This window comes from Agromyces badenianii (assembly GCF_003070885.1).
In the GTDB taxonomy this organism is placed as follows: Bacteria; Actinomycetota; Actinomycetes; order Actinomycetales; family Microbacteriaceae; genus Agromyces; species Agromyces badenianii.
Window position 1 is genome coordinate 1,975,082 of record NZ_CP028913.1, and the last position, 12,481, is coordinate 1,987,562.

A 12,481-nucleotide genomic window follows, 5' to 3' on the forward strand; every position below is an offset into this window, starting at 1 on the left:
CGGGGCAACGACGCGCACGTCAGCCGGTGTTTACTCGGTCGGACGCTTGCGCCACTTGATGCCGGCGGCGATGAAGCCGTCGATGTCGCCGTCGAAGACGTGGCTCGGGTTGCCGACCTCGTACTCGGTGCGCAGGTCTTTGACCATCTGGTACGGCGCGAGCACGTAGGAGCGCATCTGGTCGCCCCAGCTCGCGGTGATGTTTCCCGCGAGTTCTTTCTTCTGGGCCGCTTCCTGCTCCTTCTGCAGCAGCAGCAGTCGCGACTGCAGCACGCGCATCGCCGCGGCCCGGTTCTGGATCTGCGACTTCTCGTTCTGCATCGAGACGACCGTGCCGGTCGGCAGGTGGGTGATGCGCACGGCGGAGTCGGTCGTGTTGACCGACTGGCCGCCCGGCCCACTCGACCGGAAGACGTCGACGCGGATGTCGTTCTCGGGGATCTCGACCTCCTGCGCCTCCTCCATGAGCGGAATGACCTCGACGGCGGCAAAGCTCGTCTGGCGCTTGCCGGCCGCGCCGAAGGGGCTCATGCGCACGAGGCGGTGCGTGCCCGCCTCGACGCTCAGGGTGCCGAAGGCGTAGGGCGCGTCGATCTCGAAGGTCGCCGACTTGATGCCGGCCTCTTCTGCGTAGCTCGTGTCCATCACGGTGGCCTTGTAGCCGTGCTTCTCGGCCCAGCGCAGGTACATGCGCATGAGCATCTCGGCGAAGTCGGCGGCATCCACCCCGCCGGCGCCGGCACGGATCGTGATGACCGCGGGGCGGTCGTCCCACTCGCCGTCGAGCAGGGTCTGCACCTCGAGGTCGCCGATCGCCTTCTGCAGCGACTCGAGCTCGGTGCGCGCCTCGGCGGCGCTCTCTTCGTCGCCCATCTCGTTGGCGAGCTCGACGAGCACCTCGAGATCGTCGAGTCGCGAGTCGATGCTCTTCACCCGGGCGAGCTCGGACTGGCGGTGGCTGAGCGCGCTCGTCACCTTCTGGGCGTTCTCGGTGTCGTCCCACAGGTCGGGGGCGCCGGCGTCTTCGGAGAGGCGCTCGATCTCCGATTCGAGGCCGTCGACATCGACGACGGAACGGATATCGCGGAACGTGGAGCGCAGCGCGGCGATCTCCTGCGTGAGGTCAAGATCCAACATGGCCTGCCCAGCCTACGCGAGTCGCCCCGCTTCGCGCGGCCCGGCCATCAACCCGGCGGGGCGCGGTCGTGCTCGGCGCGGGGTGTAGCGTCGGAGCGATGACCGATACCGCGCCCCGATTCTCGTGGCGTTCGATCGTTCTCCCGGTCTACCTGCCAACGCTCGTGTTCTCGCTCGGCGAGGGTGCGATGATCCCGATCGTCCCGCTCGTGGCGACCGAGCGCGGCGCCTCGCTCGCGCTCGCCGGGCTCATCGCGGCGATGCTCATGGTCGGCGAACTCGCCGGCGATCTGCCCGCCGGCTGGCTCGTGGCCCGCATCGGCGAGCGCAACGCGATGATCGGCGCGGCTCTGCTCGCCGTCATCGGCGTGCTCGTCGCGATCGTCTCGCCCACCCTGCCGGCGCTCGGCATCGGCGTCTTCCTGTTGGGGCTCGCGACGGCCGTGTTCGGGCTCGCGCGGCACGCGTTCCTCACGAGCTACGTGCCGGTGCGCACCCGCGCACGGGCACTGTCGACGCTCGGCGGCGTGTTCCGTGCGGGCTGGGCGGTCGGACCGTTCGTCGCGGCCGCCATCATCGCGTGGACCGGATCGAGCGAGACCGTCTTCTGGGTGCTCGTCGCCGCGTGCTTCGGGGTCGTCGGCGTGCTCGTGCTGCTGCCCGACCCCGAGCGGGTCTTCGGTGCAGCGAGGCTCGCGCGCGTGGCATCCACCGGCTCTGGCGCATCGGCGACGGATGCCTCGGGCGCACCGCCCACCGCGGGTGCGGCGGACGCCGCGGCCGGGTCGTCATCGAACGTGTTCCGCGCGATCCGCGAGAACCGCGGCGTGCTCGCCCGCATCGGAACGGGCGTGGGGCTCCTCGCCGCGATCCGCGTGAGCCGCACGGTGGTGCTGCCGCTGTGGTCGGTCTCGATCGGCATGCCCGCCGAGCAGGCCGCGCTCGTGATCGGCGTCTCGGGCACGATCGACTTCGCCCTGTTCTACGCGAGCGGCCAGATCATGGACCGGTTCGGGCGGCTGTGGAGCGCGATCCCCGGCCTCCTCGGCATGGCCGTCGGGCACATCGCGCTCGCGTTCACGCACGACCTGCCGTCGAACGCGCTCTGGTTCACGGGCATCGCCGTGTGGCTCGGCCTCGCGAACGGCGTCACGAGCGGCATCATCATGACCCTCGGCGCAGACCTCGCGCCCAAGCAGAACCCCGCGCCGTTCCTCGGGGCGTTCCGCATGATCGGCGACACGGGCGGGGCCGGGGCGCCGCTCATGATCGCCGCGGTGACCTCGATCGCGTCGATCATGGCCGCGAACGTCGTGGTCGGCGCACTCGGCCTCCTCGGCGCCGCGATGCTCTGGCGCTGGATTCCCCGGTACGTGCCGCACCGGCGGCGGTGACGCGGCGCTGACGATGGTCGCGGTCGCCCGTCGCGCGTCGCGCCTCGCGCGGCGTCAGCCGCCGGTCGTCGCGAACGACAGCACGACGAGAATCACCTGGAAGAGCAGCACGAAGCCGCCGACGGCCACGGCGCCGATCCAGAGCCATCCGGCGACGAGCGTCGGGTCGTTCTTCATCTCACGCCGCCCGCGAAGCCCGAGCACGACGGCGAGCGCCGAGAGCGGCAGCGCGGCGATCGCAGGGGCGAAGAGCGCGGCGGCAGCGAGCACGACCGCGATGATCGCGATCCATGCGTAGCGGCGCCCGTCGGCCCGACCTGAGGCGCCTCGGCCAGCGCTGCCACTGCTCATCGCTCAGCGCCCGTTGATCTTCTCGACCTGCATCACGAGGATGACCCGGTCGGCCTTGTCGGCGGGCGCCTGCTCGTGCGGGTTGCCGTAGCGCTGCCCGAGGTGCACGTAGAAGGCGCCCTCGGGGTCGGGGATGACCTCGGCGAGCGTGCCGCGCACCTCGACGTACTTGAGCGGGTTCTCGGGGTCGGTCATCTCGAGCGTCATGTGCGGGTTCGCCTGCAGGTTGCGGAACTTCGCACGCTTCGTCGTGTGCGTGAAGCGGATCGTCTGCGTCTCGGGGTCGAACTCGAACCACATCGGGTTCACCTGCACCTCGCCGTTCGGGCGCACGGTGCCGAGGTGGGCGAACACGGGCGCGGAGAGGATGCGGGCGAAGTGGTCTGAGATCTCGACGGTCATGCCCCAAGTCAATCGCACGCGGCGTCGGCGGCGGAACCCGAAGTGCCCCGCCCGGCAGACCCGGCGAGTTAGTGGAACACCGATCGCGCCGTCGCGGTCACCTCGAACGGCACCGACAGCGGCAACAACTCGGTGTGGATGGGCGCGTACCAGACGGCGCGCATCGTGACCGTGGTGCTCTGGCCGTCGTCGGATGCCGCGCGCACGAGTTCGACGTCGTGCAAGCCGTGCACGGCATCGCCGAGGTACGCGACCGCAGCCCGGCTCACGTCGGCGGAATCGAGCTCGAGCGAGAGGTGGTCGCCGTCGAGTCGCACGGTATCGAGGCTCCACGCCTCTGCGGCGGCGAGCGCGGCACCGTCGGCGAGCGTGAACAGGCGCTTCCGGTCGAGGTACAGCGAGGTCGCCGAAACGACGACGAGGATGAGCGAGAGTCCGAGGAAGCAGTAGAAGATCGTGAGGAGCAGCGTCGATCCCGCTTCGTCACGGCCCAGACGGGCGCACAACCGGCGCATCACGGACCGCTCCCGCCGCTGCTCGCGCTGCCGCCGCTGCCTGAGCTGCCGCCGCTGCTCGCGGCGAAACGCGAGACGGTCTGCGTCGCGCTCGCTTCGAGCGGCACGCTCGTCGCCTGATCGAGTGAGAGCACCGCGGGCACGAGTGGCAGCTGGACGCTCGCGGTGACCGAGACCCGTACTCGCTCCCCCGCAGCGAGACAGTCTCCTGAGGGCGCGCACGACACCGTGACGGATGCCGCGTCGGCATCGACCCCGTAGTCGTCGAGGGTCACCCGCACCGCACGCTCCACGGCGGCATCCGCTGCGCCCGAATCGATCGCCTGCACGGCGACCCTTGCGGCCTGTCGGGCCGCTCCTTCAACCGCGAGGGCGCCGCCCTGGATCGCGGCCACCGCCAGCACGAGGTAGACGAGGGGCACGAGCAGGATGATGCCCACGGTGAGGAACTCGAGCGAGGCCGAGCCCTCGTCGCTCGAGAACCTCGCGCGATCAGGGAACGACCTCGGGCGGTCAAGGATCGACCCCGGGCGATCAGTCGAGCACTTCGAGCGCCGCATGCCCGGTCACCTCCAGTGTCCGGTCGACGCCGAGCAGTCCGATCACCGGAAGCGGCGCACGCACGGTCACCCACGCGACGGGGATGCCGCCGATGGTGCTGACGCCCGCCTCGATCTCATCGGCGTACTCGGCCGAGACTGCGGCGCTGATCAGCTCGCGGGTGCGGGTGATGCCGGCTCCCGCGCTCGATCCGGCGAGCGCCGCAGATCGGGCTCCCTCGGCTGCGGCATCGAGCACGGTGTTGCGCACATGCAGTGCCAGCGCGAGTTGCACCACTGCAAGCGCGAGCACGGTGAGGAGGATGCCGACGAGGGTGAACTCGGCGACGGCCGATCCGCGCTCCTCCCTCGCCAGCGCGCTGAGCCGTGCGAGCAGCCCGTGCGAGGTCAGATGCCGAGCACGCGGTTGATCGCCTGGTCGAAGACTCCGGACAGCGCGGGGCCCGCCAAGCCCCAGATGACGATGACGAGGCCGGCGGTCATGAGCGTGATGAGCACCCAGCCGGGCACGTCGCCGCGTTCGTCGTCGAGCCGGCGCTGAATCCAGTTGCGCATGCGGGTTCCTTTCGTCGGTGCACGGGATCGTGCGTTCGGTGGTGTCGCGGAACATCAGAATCCCGCCCGCAGCACGAGGTAGCCCGGGAACAGCGCGAACGCCACGGTCACCGGGAGAATCAGGAAGATCAGCGGCACGAGCATCGCGATCTCCTTGCGACCGGCCAGCTCAATGATCGTGCGCTTGGCTTCTTCACGGGCGTCGCCGGCTTGGGAGCGCAGAACGCCCGCGAGCGGAGTGCCGCGATCGAGGGCGCCGAGCACCTGGTCGAGAGCGCGCGACAGGGCAGGATGGTCGAGATCATCGCGAAGCTGTGCGAGCGCCTGCCCCAGGGGGACGCCGGTGCCCACGGATGCGACGACTCCCGCGAACTCACGCGGCAGTTCGCCCGAACCCGCGACGCCCGCCAGGCGGCGGATGGCATCGAGCATTCCCTCGCCGGCCGTGAGGCTGAGCGTCAGGAACTCGAGCACGGTCGGCAACTCGGCCGAGATGCGCGCGAGTCGCCGCCGAGCTGCGCGCTGCAGGAGCCAGTCGCGCAGCACGGTGCCGAGCGCGGCAGCGAGGAACGGCACCGCGATGCGCACGACCACGGGCAGGGTGCCGAACGCCGGCGAGAGCAGCGCAAGGGCCGAAGCTGCGGCGAACGCGCCGGCGCTCCACGCCAACTGCTCGCCGCGGAATCGCTCGACACTCGCTGATGAGCCCGCCTGACGAAGACGTCGCGCGATCGTGTCGGCGCCGCCCAGCCATTCCGAGACCAGCGTGCGAAGCGCGCGTGTGGCGGGACCGACGAGGAACCCCAGCACCGGTGTCGGGTCCGACGGCCGCCGGGCGAGCAGCGACCTCGCTTCGGACGAGATATCGGCGACGTAAGGTGCGACACGATCGATGAGGCGGGGCCGGCCCACCCTCGGCACCGCGGAGACGACGAGCCAGAGCCCGAGACCGAGCACCGCACCGCAGACGAGGCCCAGCGCTGCAGCGCCATTCAGTGGAACCATCGACGCTCCTCGGGAAGGCGGCCGAGGGTGACCATCGCCTGGTAGGCGATGACGGTGACCGCCACGCCGGCGATGATCAACGCGGCACCGGCGGCGGAGTCGTACGCGAGGATCGTCTCTGGCCGCGAGGCGAGCACGAGCAGCAGCAACCACGGTGCGGCGACGCCCAGGCGAGCGGCGTTGCGGATCCACGACTGCCGAGCGACGACCTCTGCCCGGAGCGCGGCGTCTTCACGGAGATATCCGGCCAACCCGCGAAGCACCGCGGTGACGTCGCTGCCACCGACCTCGCGTGCCATTCTCAGGGTTTCGAGGATCCGGTCGGAGACCGGGTCGGCGAGCGCACCCTTCAAGCGGTCGAGACATGCGCCGAAGTTGCCCGTGCGTCGGTACTCGTCGTCGAAGTCGGCGAATGCGGTCCTCGTCGCTGCGGGGCCGAGATCGGCCAGCGCACCGAGGCTGTCGGGCAGGGACATGCCGGCACGCACCGACGACACCAGGTGATCGACGACGTCGGGCCACACCGCCCGGTTGGCTGCTCGGCGACGTGTGGCGCGTGCCCGCACGAGGAGCGGGACGAGCGCCGCCCCGAGCAGTGTCGCGACGACCGTGAGCACCGGCACCCTGAAGACCGCATGCGCGATTGCGCCCGCGACGAGTGCGAGCACCGCCACGACGATCACGACGACCGCGATGGGAACCGCGCCGAGCCCGGCCAGTGCCAGTTCGTCGCGAGCACGGGCGCCGACGCCGGTGGCTCCGGGCCACCGAGCTGCGGCGGGCCACATGAGCGGCGACACGACGAGTAGCACGCCGAGGCCGAGCAGCGCACCGAGCGCGAGACTCATCGCGCCACCTCTGCGAGCACGATGTCGGGATCGAGCCCGACGGCCCGGTACTTCTCGACTCGGGCGGGAGCCGCGCCCGTGGCGACGAGTTCTCCGGCGCGGGTCACGAAGATCGCCTCGGCGTCGACGGCGGCCCCGGTGCATCCGCCGGTCGGAGCGATGATCTCGGCGACTCGCCGGTGGCCATCGCGATCGAGCGTGAGGTGCACGACGAGGTCGATGCAGCTCGCCACCGTCGGCACCACGAAGGCGGAGTCGATGTTGCGGCCGGCCAGGAGCGGCAACGTGCAGAGCTTGGCGAGGGCATCGCGTGCCGAGTTGGCGTGAATGGTGCACATGCCCGGCAGGCCCGAGTTCAGGGCGATCAGGAGGTCGAGGCTCTCGGCTTCGCGAACCTCGCCGACGATGAGTCGATCGGGGCGCATGCGAAGGGCCTCTTTGATGAGACGACGCAGCGTGATCTCACCGGTGCCTTCGAGGCTCGGCTGACGGCACTGCAACGCGACGAGATCACGAACGTCGAGGTCGAGCTCGAAGGTCTCCTCGACCGTGACGACGCGGTCGCTCGTTCGCGCACCCGACATGAGCGCGTTGAGCATGGTGGTCTTGCCCGTGTGGGTCGCTCCCGAGACGAGGATGTTCGCACCCGCCAACATGCTCATGCGCAGAAACTCCGACGCGCGCGGTGTGAGCGAGCCGAGCTCGATGAGCTGGGTCAGCGATCGGATGCGCCGCTGGAACTTGCGGATGTTGACCGACCAGTGGGACCTCGCGACGTCGGGAATGGCGACGTGCAGTCGCGACCCGTCGGGCAGCGAGGCGTCGACGAACGGCGAGGAGAGGTCGACTCGTCGCCCCGAGTGCTGCAGCATGCGCTCGACCAGCTCACGCACCTCGCGATCGGAGAGGACGACGGTCGTGAGCTCGGAGACTCCGCTGCGGGCGACGAAGACCCGGGTCGGCGCGTTGATCCAGATCTCCTCGACATCGGGGTCGTCGAAGTACGGCTGCAACTGCCCGTAGCCGGTGATCGAGGCGACGACGTCGCGGGCGGTGCCCGGCTCGTCGCCGAGCTGGGCGTGCGCGCCGGCGAGCGCGCGCTCGCTGTAGCGCCGCACCTCTTCATGGGCGTAACGGGCTGCGGCCGACTCGTCACGCGAGAGGTCGACTCCGTCGCGCAGCACCCGGGTTCGCACCCGGTCGGCGATGGTGCGCACGGCGTCGGTCATGGCACCATCATGCGGTGCGCGGGATGCCCCGCCTCGAAGTTATCCACAGCTGGGCCGCCATGCCGAACGACGACCTCGCCGCCGGAGAGCGCCGTGCGCGGAACGCCTAGACTGATCGGGCACTCGCGGGAGTGGTGAAATCGGCAGACACGCAGGATTTAGGTTCCTGTGCCTTCGGGCGTGTGGGTTCAAGTCCCACCTTCCGCACGCTGATCGTCGTCGCCGTTTCCGGTGTGTCGCGGGAAGACGACCGCGCCCGCCGCCGCCTGTGCAGTTCTCTAGAATCGGCAGATGCATTCGGAGCATCCGACGAATTCGGCGGCCGGCGACTGCCCGAGCGTCGGTGCGCTGCTCGAACGGCTCGGCGGCACGATCCTCACGCTCGCGAATCCCGACGCCGAGCTCGATCCGGCGATCACCGGGCTCGAGTTCTTCGACCCTGCATCGCTCGAGCGAGTTCCCCGCGGTTCGATCCTCCTCGTGCCGTCATGGTCGACGCTCGACGCCGAGGGTCGCGCCGATCTGCTCGAGCGGGCCGCTTCCGCCGACGCACCAGCGCTCGTCTTCCAGGGTGGCGACGAACAGCCGGCACCGTTCATCGGAGCGCAGCGACGAACCGCCATCCTCCGGCTCTCGCCATACGTGAGCTGGCGACAGCTCGATGCGCTCGTGAGCCGGTTCCTCGGCGAGAACGCACCGGGCATCCCCACGACGGCGACCACCGGCGACCACCTCTTCGCCCTCGCGAACTCCCTCGCGGCGGTCTTCGGCGGCTCGGTCGCGATCGAGGACCACGGGCGCAACGTGCTCGCCTACTCCTCGCTCCCCGAGCAACTGATCGACGGGCTCAGGGAACAGGGGATCCTGCAGCGCCGCGTGCCGGATTCGGAGCGGAACCTCGATCAGTACCGCACGCTTCTCGGCGCGCCCGGCGTCATCCGCTTTCCCAGCTCTCCCGGCGAGGAGCCGCGGGCGGCGATTGCGATCCGCGCCGGGAGCCTCCCGCTCGGCAGCATCTGGGCGATCGACCCCGAGGGCGCAGATCTGAACCTGCCCCTCGCCGTGGCCAAGACGGAGGCGCTGGTTCGCGGCGCGAACCTCGCCGCGGCGCACCTCCTCGAGTCGTGGCGCGCCAGCGAGTCGGCCCAGCGACCGCGTGAAGAGGCGCTCCAACGGCTGCTGCTCGGCATGTCGAGCGGCGAGGAGCTCTCGGTGCTCGGTGCCTCGCGCGAGCAGCCGATGGCCGTCGTCGGCTTCGCGGCGACGAGTGCCGCCACGAGTCCGCGGCTGCTCCAGCAGCTGCGCTCGATCGTCGACCGGCATTCACGGGTGCGGGTGGAGCTGGCCCTGACGACGATCATCGGTGACACGCTCTACGCACTCGTGAGTTCTGAGAGCGGTGAGACGGCGTATGCGCTCGCCTCGGAGACAGTCGCGCTCGCGCGTCGCACGCTCGAGGCACCGGTGTTCGCCGGCGTCAGCGAGGCCGCGCGACACGCGGGTGCCGTCGCTGCCCTCCGGGTGGAGGTGGATGCGGTGCTCCGCGCGTGCATCGGAGCGGATCGTGCCGTTGCACGCACCACCGAAGTGCAGCCGCAACTCGTCATCGATGCGGCCGTCGACTCGTTCGCCGGGCAGCCGTTCCTCCGTCACGGCGCCCTCGGACGGTCCTTCGCCGCCGGCACCACGCGCGAAGCCGAACTGCGAGCCACGCTGCTCACGTGGCTCGAACTGGGCAGCATCTCGGCTGCGGCGACGGCCCTGCGAATCCACGACAACTCCGTGCGCTATCGACTCCAGAGCCTCCAGGAGGCGTGGGGCGTCGACCTCTCCGACGCCGACGAGAGGTTGGCACTGTGGCTCGAACTCCGAGCGCAGGCCTTCGCCGAGTCGCGGGCCAAGTCCTGAGCGCAGGTCCTGCCCCGATCGATGACCCGGACACCGCGGTCGAGCGCGGTGTCCGGGTCGGTTCCCTCTGATCGTGCTACTGCGCGTCGGCCCCGTCTGCCTGCTGGAGGACACCGTACGTGTCGTCCGCCCCGTCGACCTGGATCGTCACCCGCGTCTCGCCGGGCGCTGCGAGCGGATCGTGCTCGTCGACGGTGACCGTGAACGCGTGATCCGCACCGTCGCCACCCCGCCCGATACCCGAGACGCTGAACCAGCCGGGCGCGGTCTGCAGACGCCCGAGCGACTGCGAACGGATCTCCGAGCCATCGGCGGCGGTCACGACGACGGTTCCGGTCGCGTTCGGCGCGCCGTCGTCGTGGACGAGATCCACGGCGAGCGCCTGGGACGTCGTCGTGTCGACCGCTGTCACCGTGCCCGAGATCGCGGCCTCCTTCAGTCCGGCGACAGCCTGGGGGCGGGTCGGCATGCTCGAAGCACGCCGGAGGGCCTCACCCGAGTGCGCACCGGTCGGTTCGCCGTCGTCGAGCGCGAGAGCCCCGTTGACGAACACCCATCGCACCCCCTCGGAGTACTGCTTCGGCTCGACGAAGGTGGCGCGATCGATGATGGTGTCGGGATCGAAGACGGTGACATCCGCTGTCATGCCCTCGGCGATGTAGCCGCGATCGGTCATGCCGAGCATCGTCGCCGGCAAGCCGGTGATCTTGCGGATCGCCTCCGGCCATTCGAGGACGTGCTGATCCCGGACGTACTGACCGAGCAGCCTGGGGTACGTGCCGTAGTGGCGCGGGTGGGTCTCGGTCTCCTCGGTCAATCCGCCATCCGACGAGATCGCGACGAACGGATCCTTGAGGAAGTTCTCGAGGTCGTCCTCCGAGCCGATGTGCATCACGGCCGCGATCTCCCCGTCGTTCTCCTCGAGCACCCGGATGACCGCCTCGCCGATCGTCGCGACCTGGTACTCGGCTATGAGGTCCCCGAGCGTCGCGTTGTCGAGCGTCGGGAACGAGATGTTCTCGGGTACGCCGACATCGTCGACCACGAACGCGCTGACCTCCGCGTCGATCTGCGACCGCTGCGCGGGATCCGCGAAGCGCTCGAGCATCGCCTCGGTTCCGCCGTCCTTCGCCCATCCCGACACGTAGAACGAGAGTCCGGTCTGGGCGGCGGTGTACGGGTACACGTCGCCCCCGGCCAGCTGCCCTGCAGCTCGTGCGTCGGCCAAGAGCTCGAGCATCGTGCTCGACTTTCCCCAGTTGAGCGGCCCGGCGACCTTCAAGTGGGTCGCTTCCGACATGAGGCCCGAACCGGCTCCGATCGCGATGTTCTCCTCGGTCGACTCCACCACGCGGTTGGTCTCGTCTCGCATGTGGTCGCTGAACATGGTTCGCCACGGTGCAGCGGCCTTGACGATCTCGATGACCTCGTCGGTCTTGGCATAGCCCGCCGGCGTGTAACCGAGACCACTCGAGACGCCCCAGGCGCCCTCGGCCATCGCCTCGCTGATGCGCCCGCGCATCCGATCCAGCTGCGCCTCGGTCGGTCGTGCGTCGTTTTCGCCCATGGTGTCGGCCCAGACTGTACCGAAGCCGACGTACGGGGCGACGTTGATCGCCTTGTCGGCCGCCGCGAGTTCTTCCAGCTGCTCGGCGATGGCCAACTCTCCGCGGCCGTCGGGGCCGAGGGTCTCGGTGGTCACCCCCTGCGTCAGCGAACTCTTCGCATCGGCCAGCGCCTCACCGGTGTCGGTGTGCGCGTGCACGTCGATGAAGCCCGGCGTCACGTAGAGGCCCCGGGCGTCGTAGCTGGAGTCGGCCGCTGCCTCGGACAGATCCCCGATGGCCGCGATGTGCCCGTTTCGGATTCCGACGTCGGTGATCGTGCCGACGGAGCCGGCGCCGTCGAACACGGTGCCGCCGCGAATGATCGCGTCGAACTTCGCTGCCTCCGCTGAGTCGGCGGCGCCGGAAGGGCCCAGCACCGCGGCCCCCACGACCGCAGTGCCCGTGACGACGACGGCCGCAATCACGATGCCGATCCCGAGGCGCAAGCGGGTCGAACCGCCGGCTCGCGAATCAGCGGGCCGCTGACGATCGCGTTCACCACCCCGGATTTGCGGACCCCCCGGCCCAGAACTGCCTCGCGCCATGTCTTCACCTCTCGCTCACGGCCCGGCGCCGTTGCCGGGACATCAGCGATACTTCCATCGGCGGAACCGCTGGGCTTTAGCCGATCGGACAGGGCTCCGGGATCCGCCTCATGAACACTCACAAGCCGATCGATCGACTCGAGTCGTCAGGGAACGCGGCGGGAGCTCGGCACGCGAAATGCAGGTTTCCGCCTGATCACCTCTGCCCGAAGCTCGGGATATCGCGGTACGTTCGTGTCACAGACCGGGACTCAAGGAGGAACGAACCATGACTGATTTCGTCGACCCGCTCGAGGAACCACTGGACCTCGACCGTGATCCCAATCGCCCGCGGTCGCAGTCGCCGTCGCCGGAGATCGACGACGACTGGATCGAGTACGACGCCGACGGAAACGAGATCGCGAAGGACGACGCTTCGGAGTGAG

The 12,481-nt window shown here is 69.8% G+C and carries 14 protein-coding genes and 1 tRNA gene; 4 read left to right on the plus strand and 11 right to left on the minus strand.

All coding sequences use genetic code 11. From position 1 onward, the window contains the following. Positions 1–30: 30 nt before the first annotated feature. Positions 31–1,137 (minus strand): peptide chain release factor 2, encoded by a 1,107-nt coding sequence (prfB, locus tag DCE93_RS09400; RefSeq protein ID WP_108595656.1) that lies wholly within the window; start codon positions 1,135–1,137, stop codon positions 31–33. Between the two features lie 98 nt (positions 1,138–1,235). Here prfB and DCE93_RS09405 point away from each other — a divergent pair, with 98 nt between their 5' ends. Beyond that, a complete protein-coding gene (locus tag DCE93_RS09405) occupies positions 1,236–2,531 on the plus strand; it encodes an MFS transporter (RefSeq protein ID WP_108595657.1) in 1,296 nt (431 codons plus the stop codon). A 54-nt stretch (positions 2,532–2,585) separates the two neighbouring features. Here DCE93_RS09405 and DCE93_RS09410 read toward each other — a convergent pair whose 3' ends face one another. The 9 genes from DCE93_RS09410 to DCE93_RS09445 all read right to left on the minus strand — a co-directional run bounded on the left by DCE93_RS09410 (position 2,586) and on the right by DCE93_RS09445 (position 7,996). Then, a complete protein-coding gene (locus tag DCE93_RS09410; protein ID WP_108595658.1) occupies positions 2,586–2,882 on the minus strand; it encodes a hypothetical protein in 297 nt (98 codons plus the stop codon). A gap of 3 nt (positions 2,883–2,885) precedes the next feature. Continuing rightward, positions 2,886–3,284, minus strand: coding sequence for a PPOX class F420-dependent oxidoreductase (locus tag DCE93_RS09415; protein ID WP_108595659.1), 399 nt, complete (start codon positions 3,282–3,284; stop codon positions 2,886–2,888). A 68-nt stretch (positions 3,285–3,352) separates the two neighbouring features. Beyond that, positions 3,353–3,799 carry a pilus assembly protein TadG-related protein gene (locus tag DCE93_RS09420; RefSeq protein WP_108595660.1) on the minus strand — a complete coding sequence of 149 codons (447 nt, stop codon included), beginning with the start codon at positions 3,797–3,799 and terminating at the stop codon, positions 3,353–3,355. Further along, entirely contained in the window at positions 3,799–4,359 is a 561-nt protein-coding gene (locus tag DCE93_RS09425; RefSeq protein WP_205647416.1) for a TadE family protein, read from the minus strand. The genes DCE93_RS09420 and DCE93_RS09425 overlap by 1 nt, the downstream gene beginning before the upstream one ends. Then, positions 4,334–4,750 (minus strand): TadE/TadG family type IV pilus assembly protein, encoded by a 417-nt coding sequence (locus DCE93_RS09430; protein ID WP_338027625.1) that lies wholly within the window; start codon positions 4,748–4,750, stop codon positions 4,334–4,336. Before DCE93_RS09430 ends, DCE93_RS09425 begins: the two co-directional genes overlap by 26 nt. Further along, complete coding sequence (locus DCE93_RS14580) at positions 4,747–4,914, minus strand: hypothetical protein (RefSeq protein WP_165906084.1); 168 nt, start codon at positions 4,912–4,914, stop codon at positions 4,747–4,749. The genes DCE93_RS09430 and DCE93_RS14580 overlap by 4 nt, the downstream gene beginning before the upstream one ends. Positions 4,915–4,968: 54 nt before the next feature. Next, positions 4,969–5,919 (minus strand): type II secretion system F family protein, encoded by a 951-nt coding sequence (locus DCE93_RS09435; RefSeq protein WP_108595661.1) that lies wholly within the window; start codon positions 5,917–5,919, stop codon positions 4,969–4,971. Further along, positions 5,907–6,767, minus strand: a complete 861-nt coding sequence (locus DCE93_RS09440) for a type II secretion system F family protein (protein WP_108595662.1) — start codon at positions 6,765–6,767, stop codon at positions 5,907–5,909. The genes DCE93_RS09435 and DCE93_RS09440 overlap by 13 nt, the downstream gene beginning before the upstream one ends. Beyond that, positions 6,764–7,996, minus strand: a complete 1,233-nt coding sequence (locus DCE93_RS09445; protein ID WP_108595663.1) for a TadA family conjugal transfer-associated ATPase — start codon at positions 7,994–7,996, stop codon at positions 6,764–6,766. The genes DCE93_RS09440 and DCE93_RS09445 overlap by 4 nt, the downstream gene beginning before the upstream one ends. 125 nt (positions 7,997–8,121) lie before the next feature. On the opposite strand from DCE93_RS09445, the gene DCE93_RS09450 reads away from it, so the two are divergent. Beyond that, positions 8,122–8,203, plus strand: a tRNA-Leu gene (locus DCE93_RS09450). 84 nt (positions 8,204–8,287) lie between these two features. Further along, positions 8,288–9,904: a PucR family transcriptional regulator gene (locus DCE93_RS09455; protein WP_108595664.1), complete on the plus strand. Its 1,617-nt coding sequence runs from the start codon at positions 8,288–8,290 to the stop codon at positions 9,902–9,904. Between the two features lie 76 nt (positions 9,905–9,980). On the opposite strand, the gene DCE93_RS09460 is transcribed toward DCE93_RS09455, so the two are convergent. Continuing rightward, the gene (locus tag DCE93_RS09460) at positions 9,981–11,936 is read right to left on the minus strand and encodes an N-acyl-D-amino-acid deacylase family protein (RefSeq protein WP_168186195.1); all 1,956 of its coding nucleotides are present in this window, start codon (positions 11,934–11,936) and stop codon (positions 9,981–9,983) included. Between the two features lie 388 nt (positions 11,937–12,324). On the opposite strand from DCE93_RS09460, the gene DCE93_RS14585 reads away from it, so the two are divergent. After that, entirely contained in the window at positions 12,325–12,480 is a 156-nt protein-coding gene (locus DCE93_RS14585; protein ID WP_168186196.1) for a hypothetical protein, read from the plus strand. The last annotated feature ends 1 nt before the right edge of the window (position 12,481 follow it).